Here is a 19,284-nt window from a genome sequence, read left to right as displayed (position 1 = left end):
TTTAATGTTATTAATAATAGTAATCATTACTGTTATTAATATATTATTTTATATGTGAAATGTCAATAGTAATTTAAAAAAAAAAATTAGTAAAAAATTTAGAAGGTAAAAAATAATAAAAAAACTAATCTTTCAAGGAAAATAGGAGAACAAGGAAAGAATTCTACAGGAATGGGGATTTACCAAGTAAAACAAGTAGCGGATACTCTCAAAGATTTATGTTTCAAAGGAGTATATCGAGAGTTATGAAATATGTTTTGTGTTTCCAAGGATGGGTAAATAATAATAATACTCTCTAGAGCGATAGGAGAAAGAAAATAGAAGCTGCTATTTGCAGACAGCTTCTATTTTTTACTAGTGTATAATATGTAATTAAAACTCTTTTAAAAAAATAATTTATTATATTTCACTTGTAAGAGTTGCCTGAATCAAACCGTTATTGTCAAGTTTGGAAAGCTCCTTAACTTTATCAAGGGACAATCCAACAGCTTTTGTAAAGCGTTCTCCGTATTCTGGATCAGCAAGATAACAATGAACAGCATGACGATACTTGATATTCTCAGTAACAGGAGCGATGTCTTCGGCAGTATTTTCGATAAGGAGTTGTTTCTTATCTTCTGTTAGTACACGCCATAAATCACCGCCGGCACGGAAGCAGTCATCCGTTGGATCATCTTTCGGGTCATAGCGGTACATAGCACCTTCTAATTCAAGAGGTGGCTCCATAACATCAGGCTGAGCAGTCCATGCGCCGTAGCTGTTAGGAGTATATGCTGGAGCGCCGCCATAGTTACCATCTACACGCATTGCACCATCACGGTGATACTCATTTACTTCTACCTTGGCACGGTTAACAGGGATAAGGTTGTGATTTACACCTAAGCGGTAACGTTGCGCATCGCCGTATGCAAATAATCTACCCTGTAAGAAACGGTCAGGACTAAAGCCGATACCAGGAACAACATGAGCAGGAGTAAATGCAGCCTGTTCTACTTCAGCAAAATAGTTTTCAGGATTACGATTTAATTCTAGCTCACCAACTTCAATAAGAGGATATTCGGCGTGACGCCAGATTTTGGTAATGTCAAAAGGATTCTCGTAGTGGTTTTTTGCCTGCTCTTCAGTCATAATTTGCACATACATTGTCCATTTTGGAAAATCACCACGTTCGATGGCATCGAATAAATCTTTACCATGGAACTCACGGTCCATACCATTAATCTTTCTAGCTTCCTCATTACTTAAGTTTTTAATACCTTGCTGTGTTTTGAAATGGAACTTGCACCATACGCGTTCATTCTTTTCATTATAAAAGGAGAAGGTGTGCTCGCCAAAGAAGTGCATGTTTCGGAAGGAGGCAGGGATACCTCGATCACTCATAACTACAGTAATTTGATGAAAGCATTCTGGAAGTAAGGTCCAGAAATCCCAGTTGTTCTGGGCAGAACGTCGACCAGTGCGTGGATCACGCTTAACGGCACGGTTTAAGTCTGAGAAATTATGTACATCGCGTATGAAGAAGGTAGGAGTATTATTACCAACTAAGTCCCAGTTTCCTTCCTCAGTATAGAATTTGACAGCTACACCGCGAATATCACGCTCACAGTCAGCTGCACCACGTTCACCTGCAACAGTGGAGAAGCGAATAAATAATTCAGTTTCTGCACCAGGTTGTAGAACCTTTGCCTTGGTGTACTTAGAGATGTCATGGGTTACGGTAAGTTTACCGTAAGCACCCCAGCCCTTAGCGTGCATACGGCGCTCAGGGATAACCTCACGGTTGAAATGGGCCATTTTTTCCATCATCCATACATCTTGCATTACGACAGGTCCGCGTGGACCAGCAGTGATGGCATTCTCATTATCGGCGACTGGAGCGCCAACTTCATTTGTTAAATTTTTATACTCTTTCATGTAAAGCTCCTTTCATCTTTTGATTTTTATGTAGATATCTTAGAGATATTTACAGCAAAGTTATTTTTTAGAACGTTTCGGGTTTTCTGGAAACCATCCTTTTTTGACTCTTTGAGTCTGTTCTTTAAGTTCTCCAATACTCCAAAGCATGGTGAAACCTATCACAGCAAATGCAGCTGATAAGACTATGTGATTCATAAAAAGCGACAAAGCGCAAAAAATTAGACCTCCAATTAAAAAAACAGGCCATATCTTGTCTGAAAAATAGTATTCGCATTTGATAACAATTGGATGAAATAAACCAATAATAAGAAATGAAATGGCACCAATTATCAATCCAGACCAAATCATGAAGTTACCAATCCTTTCACAGTATAATCGACGATATAGTGTCACTTATAGAGACAAGCACATGGCCAGCATCCATAAGTAGGCGCAGGTTTTTGGTAGCATTAGCATACCAATCTTAGGGTTTTTGTTTGACCAAAGCACCACAGGAAGATAGAATGCAAAGCTAAGGACAATGGCAAGCCACATAAAACCAAGACCCTGCGCGTGATTTCTATTTAAAAAGTACAGCAAAGCGACGACAGCACCCATAAGAAAAAAGGGTATGTTGCGCCAAATTCCCCATTTAATCGGAGGATATCGATCTAGCCATTTATTTTGTGGTAGCAGGCAGAGTAAAATCCGAATAGCAGCTAAAAAATAGATCAAGTAAGTAAAGAAATTACTGAGCTGCGGGGAGAAAATCATTCGTCCAATTTGCCATAAAAATAGGTAAAACACGGTCATTGTAATTGATGTAATTTGTTTTCCGATACCAAGAGCTTTACGTAGCTTTTGCTCTTGATGGGTAATGATTACCATTATACGTGGTACAAGGTGAAATGCGTCGCCACAGGCCAAAACTATTGCCATGAGACCTGCTAGCAAACGGATGTGATTGTTGGATTCCGTCAAAATAAGAATGGAACCAAGGATTAATGCAGTAATAAGATAGAGTGCATCGAAAACGGCTTCAAACATTCCGAATACTCGTTTCATTATCTAAATATCTCCTTCCTCTTTTATCTTTTGTTATTCTGAGGATATGGATTGTCATAGTAATAAAAATATGAAAAGTAAAATGACATCCAGAAGCTATAAATCCATATGCTACAAAATATCCTCATAAGATTTAATTATGTTGTTAATTGTTACTAATCTAATACTAATAATATACAATTTTGGAAATAAAATGTCAATTATATTTTATCGGTAGTGTTGTCTATTAATAAGCTATTCGATCAGATTATCTCTGCCTTTTTTTCTATACTGCAACGCAGTCATTCCATACATTTTTTTAAACATCTTTGTAAAATTCGTAGAATATTGATATCCGATTTTTAATCCGATTTCCTCCACTGATAAATCCGTGGTAAGCAATAAATTCGCCGCAGTAGCCATCCGAAGTGAATTCGTATATTCGCCAATGGACATATGATAATAAAGTCGAAATCCAGCCTTTAACTTCTGCTGATTTAACAAAACCTGTTTACTCAAACTTTCAATTGTTGGTGGATAAAAAGGATTCTCAGTTAGGATCTCATGAGCCTTTTGTATCCCTTGAATATCGGAAGAAGTTAGATTAAGTGTTCTATTCTTACCAATTGTAATCGAACCATAATGAAGTTGCTTCGTAAATGCATTATCCAAAGAATGATTTAATTCATTTGATAAAATAGCTACACACTCAAGGATCTTACTTTCTAAATAAAGTGGTGTTAATGAGTTATTAAATGCAAGATTTTGAAGTTTTTGAATCAATGTTACTATTTCAATGGGTAAAGAACGATACGTGTAATTTAACTTAAATTTATTAAAATCTAAACTATTAGGAAAGGAAGGAAACACAATATCGTCAAAATATTCGCGATGTATGGTTATTTCTGCACCATGAAAGTGTTGACCTTTTTTCCATACTTGCTTCCCACAGATATCTTTTTCTAATACAAAGAAAGAAGATGGTGTAAAAGAAGATATCGGTTGATGAACTAAACGAAATTTCGTGCTGCCTTCATATACCGTACCAAAGCGCAATAGTAAAGAAGGGTTGTGAAAGCTTATGTCAAAATCATTTGGAATTGTATAATCTGCAATTCCAAATTGATAATAACCTGGTCGATGAAATTGAATACAATATCCGTTTTCGGGGGATTCTTTACTTTGATAGAGTGTATAATTGTCCATTTTATATGGGGTAAAAGAGAGTTGGCGAAATATTTCATTTTGAAATTCTTCAATGGTTGTTACAAGCATAAGTCACCTCCATATTGTTTAATGTAATTATATAATAGATTTTGTAGAATAAACAAGAAATAATTTAAAAAGATGATAAAATGATTAAATTGGGTGCGTTTCTTGTAATGAAAATGAATCTCATGTACAATACAGTCGATTGGTTAGCATGAGCTAACACAAAAGGGAAAAATATATGCAAAAGTAAGCATTTCAAATGGCAAAAAAGTAGAGAGGATGCTTTTTGCTCCTACTTGGAGCTGCCGAAAGGAAAGATGGAGGTTAGAATGAAAAATAAGTTATTCGTTACAATGCTTGTACTTACTTGTATCTTAGCAACGGTGTTAACAGGTTGTAAAAGTAAGGACAACAATAATGCAGAAAATGGTTCTATAAATAATGAAACCGTTGATAATGCAAATCAAAGTGGAACAAATGATGATTCAAAAGATACATCACAAAACAATGATGAAACTGTAATTGTAAATGATGTAAGAGGTGAAGTTGAAATACCAGCAAATCCTCAAAGAATTGTTGATTTAAGCGGTAATAGTGATATTTTATCCATCCTTGGATATAAAGTAGTTGGTACTGCAAACAGCGATGCCTATGATTATACAAAGTTCCCTTCTTATTTAGAAGATGTGTTAGAAGGCGCAACAATTCTAGGATATAGCATGCAGGATACCATGGATATCGAAGCAGTAATGAACGTTGAACCAGATTTAATTATCATTTCTACAGTTCAGGAAAAAATGTATGACCAATTAAAAGAGATTGCTCCAACAGTTATGATCGAATTAGAAGCGCTTAACTGGAAAGATGATATTATGACAATCGCTAAAGTTTTTAATAAAGAAGATGTTGCAACTGCATGGATTAAAGAGTATGAAGAAAAAGCAAAAGCTGCAGGAGATGCAATTAAGAGCATGAACGGTGAAGATAAGAGCTATTTATCCTTCTTAGCAAGTAACGGTCAATTCTTTGTGTTTGGTGGTGCAGGATTTGGTAGTGTTTTATATGAAGATATGGGATTAAATATTCCAGCTGGTATGCCAGAGCAAAGTAATATTAGTCTTCCAGTTGTTACCTATGAAGGTTTAGCTGCAATTGATGCAGATTACATCTTCTTAATTGCAACAAAAGAAGATTTAGCTGAACTTGAAAGCAATGCGATTTGGAACAATCTTAATGCAGTAAAAGAAGGAAATGTAGTCGTGTTAGATTCCTCTCCTTACTTTAATCAAGGTTATAGCCCAATCGGAAGAGAATTATTATTAGATGAAATTGTGGGGATGCTTGATGAAATCAAAAAATAAACATATAACTTTTATAATAGGAAGTTTATGTTTACTACTTGTAGGTTTATTTCTAGCCATTACCCTTGGAGCATCTAAAATAAAACTGGTTGACATTTATAACAGTATCTTTCATTATTCACAAACCACTGAAATGATGTTAATCAGAGATGTAAGAATTCCAAGAGCCCTCTGTGTGTTAATCACAGGGGGTATTCTTGGAGTTATAGGGGCAATGATACAAGGAGTAACAAGAAATCCGATTGCAGAACCTTCGCTACTTGGAGTAAGCCAAGGAGCGATTTTAGTAATCGCAATTCTATATGCTATAGAACTTCCAATTACTCAAGTAAATGTAATGATTGCTGCATTTATTGGAGCTTTTTTAAGTGGATTATTAGTCATAGGATTTACATTAAAGAAGGCTAGTAATATGGCTATTTCAAAGCTTCTACTAGCAGGTACATCCATGAGTACATTTTTTATATCATTAACTACAATTATAGGATTATTAACAAACCGCTCACAACTCATAGCATTTTGGGTTTCGGGCGGATTTCGTACTGCGTCCTGGAATGACTTAAAATTACTTTTAATTGTTGGAATCCCAGGTTTATTTATAACGTTTTTATTAACATCTAAAATTAACTTATTAAGCTTAGGTGATGATGTTGCAATTGGACTTGGTGTAAATCCTTACCAGATTCGATTTTTTACTTTAGTCGTAATGATACCATTATGTGCGGTTTCCGTGGCAGTAGGTAAAAATATTGCCTTTGTCGGATTATTCGTACCTCAAATTGTTCGAATGCTTTTAGGCGAGGATTATCGTAAACTTATACCATGTTCATTTTTACTAGGGGCAGTTATTTTAACATATGCAGATGTTGCTGCTAGACTCGTGTATGCACCATATGAAATGCCAATTGGTATCTTTACTGCTTTAATTGGTATCCCATTTTTTATTAAAATGGCCAGAAAGGAGAGAGGATAAATGAGAAAGAAAAGATTTATTATCTCCTTAAGCATTCTAAGCATATTGTTAATTTGCATTGCATCCCTATGTTTAAGCATTGGTACCTACTCCATATCGATTCCAGATATTTTAAAAACACTTGGCGGTAATGGTAGTAAAATGCAAAACACAGCAATTTTTAGTATCCGTATGCCTAGAATTTTAGTTGGTATGTTTGTTGGTATTGCATTATCAACGGCGGGATGTATTTTACAAACGGTAACAAAGAATGATTTGGCAGATTCGGGCATCATTGGAATTAATGCAGGTGCCGCAGTTGCTGCTATTTTATTTATTTCATATCAAACAAAGAGTTATTATAGTGAATTAGGTGAATTTTCAATTTATGTATTGCCTATTTTAGCTATTATTGGGGCATTTGTGGCCGCATTCTTTATTTATATCTTGTCTAGTAAGAATGGAATAAAACCAAAAAGACTCCTTCTAATTGGTATTGGTGTAAATACTGGTTTAAATGCATTTATCACTTTTTTTACTTTTCGTGGTGGTGTCGGTGATTATAACAGAGTTCTCATTTGGACATCTGGTAGTTTATGGGGTTCAGGATGGAGCTATGCAAAAGTTATAATCCCAATTGTTACTATCGTATTCTTGTTAGTTTTATATCATCATAAAACATTAGATGTATTACATTTAACGGATGAAACAGCAACGGGAATCGGAGTGTATGTAGAAGGACAAAGACGTAAACTATTGCTATTTGCTGTTATCCTTGCAGGTACTGCAACAGCATTTGCTGGAAATATAGGTTTTATTGGTTTAATAGCACCACATATTGCTAGAAAGCTAGTGGGACCATTTCATAGATATTTTATTATAATATCTGCGTTTATCAGTGTTAATATTATCTTAATTGCAGACTTAGTCGCTAAAAATTTATTTTCTCCAATTGAAATTCCAGTTGGAATCGTTGTATCCATATTTGGAGTACCATATTTTATTTATTTGATGTTAAAGGAGAACTAATGGAAGCAATACAAGTAAAAGACCTGTCAGTGGCCTATGAAGAAAATTTGATAATAGAGAATATGAATTTGTCGATCCCTAAAGGTGAAATTTCAATTATAATTGGAGCAAATGGCTGTGGAAAATCAACCTTGCTTAAAACAATTGCTCGTATTCTAAAACCGAAAAAGGGAAACATATACATCAATGGAAAAGATGTAAAAACGAGTAAGGCAAAAGCTTTAGCCAAAGAAGTAGCAGTATTGCCACAAAGTCCTGTATGTCCAGGTGGGCTCACAGTAAAAGAGCTCATTGCTTATGGACGCTTTCCACATCAAAAAGCCATCGCAGGATTATCAGATCGTGACAATGAAATAATTAATTGGGCAATCAAAGAAACTGGACTTTCAGAGTTTGCCAATCGCCCAGTGGATAGTTTGTCTGGTGGACAAAGACAAAGGGCTTGGATTGCAATGACTTTAGCTCAAGAAACGGATATCATTTTACTAGATGAACCGACTACGTATTTGGATATGTCATATCAATTAGAAGTCTTACAATTACTTAAAAAATTAAACGAAGAGAAGAAGATTACAATTGTTATTGTTTTACATGAATTAAACAATGCCTGTCGTTTTGCAGATAATATCATTGGACTTAAGAAAGGAAAAATTATCTGTGAAGGAAAGCCAAGTGAAGTAATTACAAATGAATCTTTACAAAAAATCTATGGAATCGATGCTGTTTTACAAATGAGTGAAAGAGGAGATTATCCGATCTGTATGGAATTTGAATTGGCAAGATAGATTATAGACAAAGATTGAATTGAGAATCAAGGAATTCGACGTTACTTAGTTTGATATAGATTAATTCGAAAGCATTAGATTTATTCAATAGAATTAATACAGTATAGAATATACTTTTTCGACATTAGTTTTGAAAAGATATACTGTACTATTTACTGGTATTATTTTGTTGCGCATTGCAGGGCTTTCCTATTATATATGTAGACCTTTTTTAAAAAAATAATTTTATTTTCAATAAAAAAAGACACTCCATTGATATTCTCATATTTTTTATGATATGCTCCTACTTGATAGAATAGGCTAATGTTTAGCTGTTAATAACAAGAGAAGCATATCAATTATGAAGTGTCTTTTTATATCTGTATTATAATATTATATCTGTATTATAATATTATATCTGTATTATAATTATCTGTATTATATTTATTATATCTCTATTAAGTCTCTATTATATCTCTAGCTCTATATATCAATCTGTACCCCATATCAAGGACACTTAAAAGTAGAGTTCCTACTTCTCGCAACTTCCTTGCATGTAATTGTAGGAATCAATGTAATCATCTATTGCTTCTTTGATTTTTAGAAACTCTGTTGCATCTACAATTCTTTGCATCACATCATCTTTCATTTGACCAAAGAAGCTTTCCTGTGGCACATTATCCCAACAATCACCTCGTCTTGACATCGAACTGCTAAGATTACTACCCACAACGATCTTTATTTTACTTTCTTAAACGCTTTATTTTTTTCTCTTATATATAATAGGGTCATCGTATCCAAATGTTCGTTTTCCATTGATCTCCATAACTTCAGATACTTCTAGCTTTTCTTCTGAAAAACGTTCAAATAATGTAAATTTAAGAACTGGAGAAAACATACTAATACTTCCCCCCTCCCATACATTATCTTTTAAAGTATAAATCGCTGGTGTGAATTTTTCAGACACTTTTAAATCCGTGTAATTAACGGTTTTTAACTCTTTATATGTGAAATTTGATTTATCATAACCATCTGGAATTTCATAAGAAGTTAGTTTTATCCCATCATTTTCATCCGTAAATAGAAATAGATGCGATGATGCATGGGTTTTTCCATCTGTGTTATAGTAACTTTCCTCAACAATAAATATGCCTTTAAAATCCGCTGGCAAACCATTGATTTTATCATTAGAAACAGTGTTCACATGTTCAGCAAAAGGATAGTTTGTAATACCCTTCGCCTGTAAATCTTTCACTTGCTCACTGTTATCAAAATTTCCAGTTAAAATAGCTATAAATTCATTTAATCTGCTCATATATAATTCCTCCTTAGTGCATTTTAAATTATATGCTAATAACATAGTTTTTTGTAATGTATAATATACTACTTCATTTAAAATATGTCACCTATTTTGTCTGATTTCACATATATTTCACAAAATGAAATAGACAAGTTATTTAATTAGAATTATTTACTAATTCAATAGTTAAGTTGTTTAATGAGAATTATTTGCCAATACAATAGTTGCTAATTCGCAAGTTTTATAGTATATTAGTATATGTATAAGTTAGCTAAAGCTAACCAACCAAATAAATAAAAAAAGTGAAGGTGATTGTATGAGCGTTGTAATCGTTGGTGGTCATGAGAGGATGGAAGTACAATATAAAGATATATGTAAAAAGTACAAATGCAAGGTAAAAGTATTTACTAAAATGGCAGGCAATTTAAAAAATCAGATTGGGAATCCAGATTTGCTTATTTTGTTTACGTCAACTGCATCTCATAAAATGGTATATTGTGCAGTAGCCGAATCAGAACGCAAGAATATTACGGTTGAACGTTCTCATAGTAGCAGTTCCAATGCGTTAATTAATATTTTAGAACGTTACGCATAGGTTTCTATTTTTTTGTTTACGAGTTAGCCAAAACTAACTAATTTTAAGGAGGATTTTAATATGGACAAAATATATGTAGTTTACTGGAGTGCTAGTGGAAATACACAAGAGATGGCAGAGAGCATTGCAAAAGGAATTAATGAAGGAGGTAAAAGCGGAGAGGCAGTGGAAGTATCTGCAATTACACCAGATGTGTTAGATGATGCTAATGTATTTGCACTTGGCTGTCCAGCAATGGGAGATGAAGAGTTAGACTCTGATATGGACAATTTTGTTTCAAAACTTGAGGGTAAAGTATCCGGTAAGCATATTCTTTTATTTGGTTCCTATGATTGGGGCGATGGTGAATGGATGCGTAATTGGGTTAGCAGAATGCAAGACGCAGGAGCAGTAATTGTAGGTGATGAAGGCCTTATTATCAATAATTCACCAGATCAAGAGGGAATTAAAAATTGTATTGAGGCAGGTAAAACGCTTGCTAGTTTATAATTTTATAAAATAAATTTCTATATTTGATTGCTTTCAATTCGATACATAGCATTGATATGGGACTGCTAAAAAACGATTACGTTTTATAGCAGTCCCATTTTTGTAAAATAGAAGTTATCTTGATGTGTACTCTTATTCTTTGCATAGCGTTTAAATCATCGTAGTCTAGTAGCTTAGCAAAATATTTCTAAAATTATTCCTCTATTTATTATCAAAAGGCTAAATGGATTGACACCGTTATTAAAAAGCTTTATTATTATTTATAATAACTATATAAAAAGTTTATTTAAAAAGATAAGCTTAACTTAAAATATAGTTATTAATTCATAAAAAATGAATGAAAAAAGTGTATAAGAGAAGGGAAGTTTTATGAATTTAGAAGCTTTGAAAGGAATATTGATTCCATTTTTAGGTACATCACTAGGTGCAGCCTGCGTATTTTTTATGAAAAAATCATTGAATCCAATGTTACAAAGGGCATTGACAGGATTTGCTGCAGGGGTAATGGTAGCAGCATCTATTTGGAGCCTTTTAATTCCTGCGATTGAACAATCAGAATCATTAGGTAAATGGTCATTTGTACCTGCGGTGGTTGGATTTTGGGTAGGAGTATTGTTCTTATTATTATTAGATCATATCATACCGCATTTACATATGGCTAGTGATACGACAGAGGGACCAAAGAGTCATCTAACGAAAACAACCATGCTAGTACTTGCAGTAGTATTGCATAATATACCAGAAGGTATGGCAGTTGGTGCAGTTTATGCTGGTGTAGTTACAGGAAACAGTCAGATTACCGCAATGGGAGCTATGACATTAGCAATTGGTATTGCAATTCAAAACTTTCCAGAAGGTGCTATTATATCCATGCCATTGCGTGCAGCAGGTGTTAAAAAGGGTAAAGCATTTTTATATGGTATTTTATCAGGTGTTGTTGAACCAATAGGAGCCTTGCTTACTATTTTAGCAGCAGGATTAATCGTTCCTGTATTGCCATATTTATTGAGCTTTGCAGCTGGTGCCATGATGTATGTAGTAGTTGAAGAGTTGATACCAGAGATGTCAGAAGGCGAACATTCTAATATAGGTACTATTGTCTTTGCATTAGGATTTACAGTTATGATGATGTTAGATGTTGCATTAGGTTAATTAAAATTGAATAACTAGAAGATACCTAAAAAGTAGGAAATAGAATAAGTTAAAATGACACAGATTGGATTAGCTAGTCCAATCTGTGTTTTTTCTTGTATCGGAATTAAAATAAACCGTCGGCTAAGCCAGTGGCCCTGATTTTCATCTAAGATATAGATAAGGAGTAAAAAATATAGAAAAATATATTTTATGACAAGTTATAACATTGAAAATCTAGGAAAGGTGATTTATAATTACAAGTCAAAAAGAATAATCAAATTAAAATGAATAGAACATTATTAGAAGGTAATAACCAATGCTAAAAGTTTTTGTTAAAAGTATTCGTTAAAAACATCTGCTGTAAATATATTGTATAAACAAAAGGAGGTAGGTATATTACATGTCATTTGCTGTTATTTCAGATATCCATATCGATCGTAATAAAAATTACGATGTAATCAATCAAATAGTAGAAAGTGTTGCTAAGTCAAACGCATCTGCGCTTTTACTTGCAGGAGACATTAGTAATGAATATAAAAAGACAATTGATACAATTGAATATTTAAAACAACAATTAAAGATACCAGTTTATTATGTTCCTGGAAATCACGACATGTGGAGTGAGGATTTAGAACATACTTCAACACAGAGTATTTATGAGGCTTATGAACAAGATAGCAATTGTTTATTGCATGGATTTGTTCAGTTAGACGAGGACACCACTTTAATAGGGGATATCGGTTGGTATGATTATTCTTTTGGTTCTTCAAAATTTTCAAAAGAGGATTTTGAACGCATGAATTATTTAGATAGAACCTGGCAAGACAAATTAAAAAATCAGTGGACAGATAATAATGAGGTAGCGAATCAACGGGCTCTTGAAAGATTAGAGGAACAATTAAAACAAGTCAAAACAAAGCGCATTATTGTTATGACTCATATGGTACCAATAGAAGAATTTACTGTTACAAATCCAAACGAAATGTGGCTATATTTTAATGCATTTATTGGTAGTAAAAAACTTCATGAATTATATCAAAAATACAATGTGACATATGGGATATGTGGCCACATTCATTACCGTAAAAGAATTATTAAAGATGGAATTACTTATATATGCCCATGCTTAAATTATGAATCTGAGTGGGTAGAAAAAGACTGTAAGATAGAAATTCTAAATGCAATGCAGTTTATAGAATAATTTTATATGCTTTAAAACGATTAATAGAGTAGTTACAAAAGATGATCCAATAAAATCATAGAACTCCCATAGCTCGGTTAATTGCTATGGGAGTTTATTTTATCGCGATAAACGTAAACCCGCTAAGCTAGCGGTTACGAGCAATCGCTGATTGAATAGTAATTTTTAATTTTATCTTATGTTAAAATCGCCGCCCCATGCTCACAACGATTCCCCCAAGCATCAATTAATTTTTTATCTTTATAAAAGCAAATAATTTCACATTCATTTGCACACTTATTGCATTCTTTACCGATCGTTTCAAAACTTAAATCGGCAATATCAAAATCAAATGCTTCACTTGTCTGTGCATTTTTTGAAAGAATCGCAACACCAATGGCACCCATAAGATGAGCGTTAGGATCAACATGTATTTTTTCTCCTGTAGCATCTTCAAATGCCTTGATTACCCCTACATTTTTACTAACTCCGCCTTGAAATACAATCGGAGCTTTGATATTCTTCCCTTTACCAACATTGTTTAAGTAGTTTGTAACAACAGCCATACATAGGCCAGCAATAATATCTTCTTTTTTATGTCCAATTTGAGCTTTATGAACTAAATCGGATTCGGCAAACACAGTGCATCTTGCAGCTATTTTCGTAGGATTTTGAGATTTTAGTGCCATGTCGCCAAGGTCTTTGATATCAATACCTAAACGTTTGGTTTGTGAAGATAAAAAAGAGCCAGTGCCTGCAGCACATAAGGTATTCATCGCATAATCCACAACAATGCCATCTTCTAATAAAATAATTTTAGAGTCTTGTCCACCAATTTCAAAAATCGTGCGAACGTCAGGAAACACGGATAGTGTACCTATTGCATGGGCAGTAATCTCATTTTTCACTATATTTGCATTTAGCATACTACCGATTAATTTACGAGCAGAGCCTGTAGTTCCAACAGATTTTATTACAATGTCTTGATTTTTTGTTTGCTCCTTTAAGTCTTTTATGAGATTTTTTACAGCATTGATTGGATCACATTCGGTCCAAATATAATTTTGGGCAACTAGATTATTATTTTCATCAATAATAACACCTTTTGTAGAAATAGAACCAATATCAACGCCTAAATAACCAACTTTCATATTTATACCCATTGTATATCGTAAGAATACGATATTGCCACAAAATAAGTTGAAAGAATTATAAGCTTACATTTCAAACTGTTGGTGTGGCAGACCTTTCTATACTCATATTTTCTTTTAATCTAATTTTTTATTTTATATTGTTTCAGTGCCTTATCTAAATAAATTGATAAACAGATATTAATAAAGAAATTACCAAAGTATTATAAAGTTAGTAACCCTTAAATTACCAAAGTTTATAAATATAGAAACCCTTTAATTAACTAAGACTTATATATAGTAATCCCTAAATTACCTAAGACTTAGCAATCCGTAGAATACCTAAGAATTATATGGCAGTAACTTTAAATACTAAGCTCTATTTAACGTCATTTCTAGGAACATTGAAAATTTATAACTCAATCATTATTAAGTGTAGGAGGATTCATCTTTTTCAAAGATTTCCTTTGTCTTTCTCATTAAAATCATATCATAAAATGCTTCCAACCTCGTTTTAACACCTGTTTCAGATGTCTGAGAATCGAAACTAAAATAAAGAATAGGTATCTTATAATCTTTATTGATATTTTGTAACATTGGCATCGAATTCACTTCTGGTGTACAACCAAAGGGTTTTAAGTGAATAATGCCATCATAATGTTTCTTTGCAAGCATGATACCTTTTGCCACACTATCTGTACCATCAGCTCCAATTGCATACTTTAAGTACCCGTTAGCATCTCTTATTGTTTTCTTCCTTTGTCTTGTTTTTTGGAAAAGCAAATACGTTACGTTAATATATCTGCTAACTACAATGTTTTTCTCGGCAAGCTCTTTTTCTATAAAATAATTACTAAAAGGTTCCATTAAAGAATACAACTCACCAATAATGCCAACCTTTAAAGGATGATTTGGCTTATTAATTTTAAGGTTATGAAATCTTTCATTATATTCTTTGTAGGTTCGATGTAATGATTTAAAATTAGTTGTTAGTTTCAACTTATTAAAAAATTCAGCTTGAAGTTTATGAAAACTATTGGCTTGTACCTCAAATCCAATATTTTCACGAATATAAAAATCTATTTTATCCATAATGTTTATCATTCTAATCGTTAGTAAGATGTAATAAGAAAATATGGGAAAGGATAATTTAGAGCCCATTTCCTTACACTTTTTATACATCTCTAATATATTAACTTTAGCGTTATTAACCAAATAGATGAATTCAAAATCATATCCTAAATCCTTTAAAATCTGTTCTTGTGCCTCGCCATAATATCCAAATCTGCAGCCGCCACCTGCTTGAATTAAAACATTAGCTCCGTTTTCTAAGGCTTCAATATAATTTCCTAAATTATATTTAAAAGGTACACATACAAAATCAGGACTGTATTTGCTTCCTAATTCCAAAGTTTTTTTGGTAGTTGGAGGGGGAACTAATATTTTAGAGTCTTTAAAAATCAATTTAAGTAAAAACTCAATGGGAATATGATAATTCGCCATATGGGGAAAGCTAAATATTTTTTCTGTATTTTTATCCATTGCACAGTATATTGCCAGAAACAAAAGGGCTCTAATAATTTGTGGCAATCCTTTCTATAAATTTATTTGTACGAAAATCAAAGATCAATTTTAAATGATTGATGACTCAAGCTTGCCTTGATGTAAATCTTTACTATCCTCATGTGTTGCCTCATTCATTGTGTGTTTCGCTCGAATAATATCAATAAAACTCTCAATTCTTGTCTGTAATCCTGCCTCTCCTTGTAATTCATCTAAAATAATATTAGCCATCGGTAATTCTTTGAATTTTCTAAGTACAAGTTCATTTACCAAAGAATCTGGTCCACATGGAAATGCAGTGATAAAAATAATCCCATCAACATTATCTTTATAAATTTCAATCGCTCCAATTAGTTCCTTATTAAAGGTCCAATATAAGCATTTTGAAAGTTCTTTTGAATGTTTTATACTTTCTTTTGAGTTACATAAATCAGCATAAATAGGGATAACGTCTAATTCTTTTAAGTACTTGATAATTGGATAGCCGATGAGCTTGTCGTAGGTATTGTAGGGGTGTGAAACAATAAGAATTTTCATTTGCTTACTACTTTCTAATACCTTACTTTGTAGACTTATTTTACTTTTATGATAAATTCTATTCTGTTTTTTTGCATTGATATAAGCCTTTAATGTTTCTATATTACCTTTGCCAATCACTTTTCCCATATGAAGAAAACCTTGTAATTCATGGTTTCCATTATTAACATCAATATTGTAATCAATTAGGTGAATCCCTTGAAGCGTATTTTTAACAATGTCATACATTGCATTAAACTTCGTACAGGCCATTTCACCCTTACCAAAACTGGCGATACGAGGAACTAAAATATAATCGCATTTACCAATAAGTGATTGAACATGTCCCATGTATATCTTTGACGGTAAACAGCTTTCGTCGATTGAAAGGTTAATTCCATCGCTTAATATTTTTTTATTGCTTTCCTCGCTTACTACGATTTGACAACCTAGTTCTTCAAAAAATACTTCCCACAATTTTTTATATTTATAATAAAGAAAAGCCCTGGGCAGTCCGATTTTCAAAATTAGTCACTCCTTTTTTATGGTATCATATAGACGGATTATTCCATTTATTCTCCAACTTTATTCCAATTTTGTAAGAAAGATGGAATTATCATAAAACAATTCTGTGATATAGGATTAAAAATGGATAATCGTATCCCTATAACCTATTTAGGTAAACAATTTAATATCAATCATGTAATTCATGAAAAAGGCGTATCTAAACTTTTGTGCAACATCGTTAACTAAATAAAAATAAAATGCACAATAAATGTAAAATGAATGATAGCTCACATTGACATTAATTGTGCATATTTGGTATAATTATGAAAAAAAGTACTTGCTCAGTGATTCTCAAATAATGTAAAGGGTAAAAATAAAAAATGTATGGGAAGGCTGGTTTAATTATGGGGATACAATATTTTGAAGAAGAAAGAATATTTCGATTATGTACAAAGAATACGATGTATTTAATTGGAATTGTTGACGAGGAAGGCTTTATTGCACACATTTACTATGGGAAGAACTTTAGTGATTATCATTTATCACACCTAACTAGAATTGAGGAAGCACCATTTGTTCCATCAAAAAACAATAGGGACCGCTTATCGTTTCTTGACACATTTCCTATGGAGTATTCCACACAAGGGATTGGAGATTTTAGAGAGAGTAGTTTGATGGTGCGCACGGAAAATGGACATCGAGCTTGTACCTTATCCTATCGATCCCATCAGATTTTAAAGGGAAAACCGCATTTAAACGGGCTCCCTGCTACGTTTGGGAATGAGGATACATGCGAAACATTAGAGATTACTTGCTATGACTGCATTTTAAACTTAGAAGTTGTATTAAGTTATTCGGTATTTCATGATGTAGACGCAATTACAAGAAGTGTTCGTTTAAAAAATGTAGGGGAGGATTCTCTTTATATCGAGAAAGTGTACTCTGTATGTATGGATATGGACAATGATGAATTTGACATGTTAACGCTTCATGGTTCATGGGCAAGAGAAAGACATATACAGCGAAGAGCAATTAGACTAGGAAAACAAAGTGTTGGTTCGATTCGAGGGGAATCCAGCCATCAAGAGCATCCTTTTATGGCGATACTATCTAAAAATGCAACACAGGATATTGGGGAAGTATATGGCTTCCATTTCGTTTATTCGGGGAATTTTTTAGCACAAGTGGAATTAAACCAATTTGATAGCATTCGTGCAACCCTTGGCATTCATCCAGAGGGATTTACGTGGAAGCTAAACAGTGGTGATGAATTTGTGGCACCAGAAGTAGCTATGGTATATTCAGAACATGGACTTGGTGGAATGACTAGAAATTACCATGATTTATATCGAAAACATTTAATTAGAAGTACATATAAAAATAAAAAACGTCCAATTCTTATTAATAATTGGGAAGCAACTTATTTTGATTTTAATACAGAGAAATTAGTTGCTATTGCAGAAGAAGCAGTAAATTTAGGAATAGAAATGTTAGTTATGGACGATGGTTGGTTTGGAAAAAGAAATAGCGATAATTGCTCTTTAGGGGACTGGGTAGTCAATGAAGAAAAAATTAAAGGTGGACTAAATCAGCTAGTGAAACAAGTGAATAAAAAAGGTCTTGAGTTTGGAATTTGGTTTGAGCCAGAAATGGTATCTCCTGATTCTGATCTTTATCGTGCACATCCAGATTGGGCAATCCAGATTCCAAATCGAGTGGCAGGGCTTTGCAGAAATCAGTATGTGCTTGATGTTTCAAGAAAAGAAGTTAGGGACTATGTATTTGAGTCAGTAGCAAACATTTTAAGAAGTGCAAACATCCGTTATGTAAAATGGGATATGAACCGACAACTTAGCGATTTAGGAAGCTTTGCTCTTGGAAAAGATGAGCAAGGAGAGTTATATCATCGTTATGTGCTTGGAGTTTACGAATTACAAGAACGTTTATTAAAGGAATTTCCATATTTATTGCTTGAAAATTGCTCTGGAGGTGGTGCTAGGTTCGATCCTGGTATGCTATATTACAGTCCACAGATTTGGTGTTCCGATGATACCGATGCGATTGAACGTTTAGCGATTCAAGAGGGCACTGCATTACTGTATCCTTTATCAACCATAGGGGCTCATGTAAGTGATTGTCCAAACCATACGGTAGGTAGAGTGACACCATTTGAGACAAGAGGATATGTTGCCCTTGCTGGAACCTTTGGTTATGAACTTGATGTATTAAAGATTCCAAAGGAAGACAAGGAAATGATCCCATCACAAGTAGCTATGTATCATAAATACAATGACTTAGTGAGAGAAGGGGATTACTATCGCATCGCTTCTTATCAAGAGAATCACGAATTTGATTGTTGGCAAGTGGTTTCAAAAAATAAAAAAGAAACTTTGGTTACATATATACAAGTACTTCGTAAGCCAAATTACCATAGTCGTAAAATTAAATTAAAAGGGCTTAATGAAACAAAATGGTATTACTTAGAAGAAACAAATGAGAGGTATTACGGCTCCACCCTAATGCATGCTGGAATACTAGTTCAGAATATGTGGGGGGATTTTAAAGGAAAGCTATTGCATTTTATCGAAGAAACATAAAAATCAGCAGTAAAA

General features: G+C 33.3%; 17 protein-coding genes and 1 pseudogene. 9 read left to right on the top strand and 9 right to left on the bottom strand.

Translation table 11 applies throughout. From position 1 onward, the window contains the following. Window positions 1-399: 399 nt before the first annotated feature. From BN4220_RS04555 to BN4220_RS04540, 4 genes are all read right to left on the bottom strand, one after another. A complete protein-coding gene (locus tag BN4220_RS04555) occupies window positions 400-1,914 on the bottom strand; it encodes a catalase (protein WP_066714187.1) in 1,515 nt (504 codons plus the stop codon). A gap of 60 nt (window positions 1,915-1,974) precedes the next feature. Beyond that, window positions 1,975-2,265 (bottom strand): DUF4491 family protein, encoded by a 291-nt coding sequence (locus tag BN4220_RS04550; protein ID WP_066714186.1) that lies wholly within the window; start codon window positions 2,263-2,265, stop codon window positions 1,975-1,977. Between the two features lie 45 nt (window positions 2,266-2,310). Next, window positions 2,311-2,961, bottom strand: coding sequence for a hypothetical protein (locus BN4220_RS04545; RefSeq protein WP_066714185.1), 651 nt, complete (start codon window positions 2,959-2,961; stop codon window positions 2,311-2,313). A gap of 234 nt (window positions 2,962-3,195) precedes the next feature. Next, complete coding sequence (locus BN4220_RS04540; RefSeq protein ID WP_066714184.1) at window positions 3,196-4,215, bottom strand: helix-turn-helix transcriptional regulator; 1,020 nt, start codon at window positions 4,213-4,215, stop codon at window positions 3,196-3,198. A 266-nt stretch (window positions 4,216-4,481) separates the two neighbouring features. On the opposite strand from BN4220_RS04540, the gene BN4220_RS04535 reads away from it, so the two are divergent. From BN4220_RS04535 to BN4220_RS04520, 4 genes are read left to right on the top strand one after another with little or no spacing between them, the layout of a single operon-like run. Beyond that, window positions 4,482-5,513 (top strand): ABC transporter substrate-binding protein, encoded by a 1,032-nt coding sequence (locus BN4220_RS04535; RefSeq protein WP_066714182.1) that lies wholly within the window; start codon window positions 4,482-4,484, stop codon window positions 5,511-5,513. Next, the gene (locus BN4220_RS04530) at window positions 5,497-6,486 is read left to right on the top strand and encodes a FecCD family ABC transporter permease (protein ID WP_066714180.1); all 990 of its coding nucleotides are present in this window, start codon (window positions 5,497-5,499) and stop codon (window positions 6,484-6,486) included. The genes BN4220_RS04535 and BN4220_RS04530 overlap by 17 nt, the downstream gene beginning before the upstream one ends. Beyond that, entirely contained in the window at window positions 6,487-7,494 is a 1,008-nt protein-coding gene (locus tag BN4220_RS04525; RefSeq protein WP_066714178.1) for a FecCD family ABC transporter permease, read from the top strand. It begins immediately after the preceding gene. Then, complete coding sequence (locus BN4220_RS04520; RefSeq protein ID WP_066714177.1) at window positions 7,494-8,279, top strand: ABC transporter ATP-binding protein; 786 nt, start codon at window positions 7,494-7,496, stop codon at window positions 8,277-8,279. Before BN4220_RS04525 ends, BN4220_RS04520 begins: the two co-directional genes overlap by 1 nt. A gap of 538 nt (window positions 8,280-8,817) precedes the next feature. Here the strand turns inward: BN4220_RS04520 and BN4220_RS19990 are convergent. After that, window positions 8,818-8,967 (bottom strand): annotated as a pseudogene (locus BN4220_RS19990) (integrase core domain-containing protein); the annotation flags it as partial. Window positions 8,968-9,018: 51 nt separating this feature from the next. Continuing rightward, window positions 9,019-9,573, bottom strand: coding sequence for a hypothetical protein (locus BN4220_RS04515; RefSeq protein ID WP_066714175.1), 555 nt, complete (start codon window positions 9,571-9,573; stop codon window positions 9,019-9,021). Window positions 9,574-9,874: 301 nt separating this feature from the next. Between BN4220_RS04515 and BN4220_RS04510 the strand changes: the two genes are divergently transcribed. From BN4220_RS04510 to BN4220_RS04495, 4 genes are all read left to right on the top strand, one after another. Then, window positions 9,875-10,153, top strand: coding sequence for a DUF2325 domain-containing protein (locus BN4220_RS04510; protein WP_066714172.1), 279 nt, complete (start codon window positions 9,875-9,877; stop codon window positions 10,151-10,153). A 60-nt stretch (window positions 10,154-10,213) separates the two neighbouring features. Beyond that, complete coding sequence (locus tag BN4220_RS04505; protein ID WP_066714170.1) at window positions 10,214-10,642, top strand: flavodoxin; 429 nt, start codon at window positions 10,214-10,216, stop codon at window positions 10,640-10,642. A gap of 369 nt (window positions 10,643-11,011) precedes the next feature. After that, complete coding sequence (locus tag BN4220_RS04500; protein WP_066714168.1) at window positions 11,012-11,794, top strand: ZIP family metal transporter; 783 nt, start codon at window positions 11,012-11,014, stop codon at window positions 11,792-11,794. Between the two features lie 382 nt (window positions 11,795-12,176). Beyond that, window positions 12,177-12,977, top strand: a complete 801-nt coding sequence (locus tag BN4220_RS04495) for a metallophosphoesterase (protein WP_066714166.1) — start codon at window positions 12,177-12,179, stop codon at window positions 12,975-12,977. A gap of 176 nt (window positions 12,978-13,153) precedes the next feature. On the opposite strand, the gene BN4220_RS04490 is transcribed toward BN4220_RS04495, so the two are convergent. The 3 genes from BN4220_RS04490 to BN4220_RS04480 all read right to left on the bottom strand — a co-directional run bounded on the left by BN4220_RS04490 (window position 13,154) and on the right by BN4220_RS04480 (window position 16,690). After that, complete coding sequence (locus BN4220_RS04490) at window positions 13,154-14,107, bottom strand: acyl-CoA dehydratase activase (RefSeq protein ID WP_066714165.1); 954 nt, start codon at window positions 14,105-14,107, stop codon at window positions 13,154-13,156. A 408-nt stretch (window positions 14,108-14,515) separates the two neighbouring features. After that, window positions 14,516-15,628: a 2-hydroxyacyl-CoA dehydratase gene (locus BN4220_RS04485; RefSeq protein ID WP_066715420.1), complete on the bottom strand. Its 1,113-nt coding sequence runs from the start codon at window positions 15,626-15,628 to the stop codon at window positions 14,516-14,518. A gap of 90 nt (window positions 15,629-15,718) precedes the next feature. Next, window positions 15,719-16,690, bottom strand: coding sequence for an acyl-CoA dehydratase activase-related protein (locus BN4220_RS04480; protein WP_082812107.1), 972 nt, complete (start codon window positions 16,688-16,690; stop codon window positions 15,719-15,721). 386 nt (window positions 16,691-17,076) lie between these two features. On the opposite strand from BN4220_RS04480, the gene BN4220_RS04475 reads away from it, so the two are divergent. Then, entirely contained in the window at window positions 17,077-19,269 is a 2,193-nt protein-coding gene (locus BN4220_RS04475) for an alpha-galactosidase (protein ID WP_066715419.1), read from the top strand. Window positions 19,270-19,284: the final 15 nt, after the last annotated feature.

The organism is Clostridium sp. Marseille-P299, from assembly GCF_900078195.1.
Taxonomy (GTDB): domain Bacteria; phylum Bacillota; class Clostridia; order Lachnospirales; family Lachnospiraceae; genus Lachnoclostridium.
Note: the sequence above shows the minus strand (reverse complement) of the source record. Positions and strands in the feature narration are given on the sequence as shown.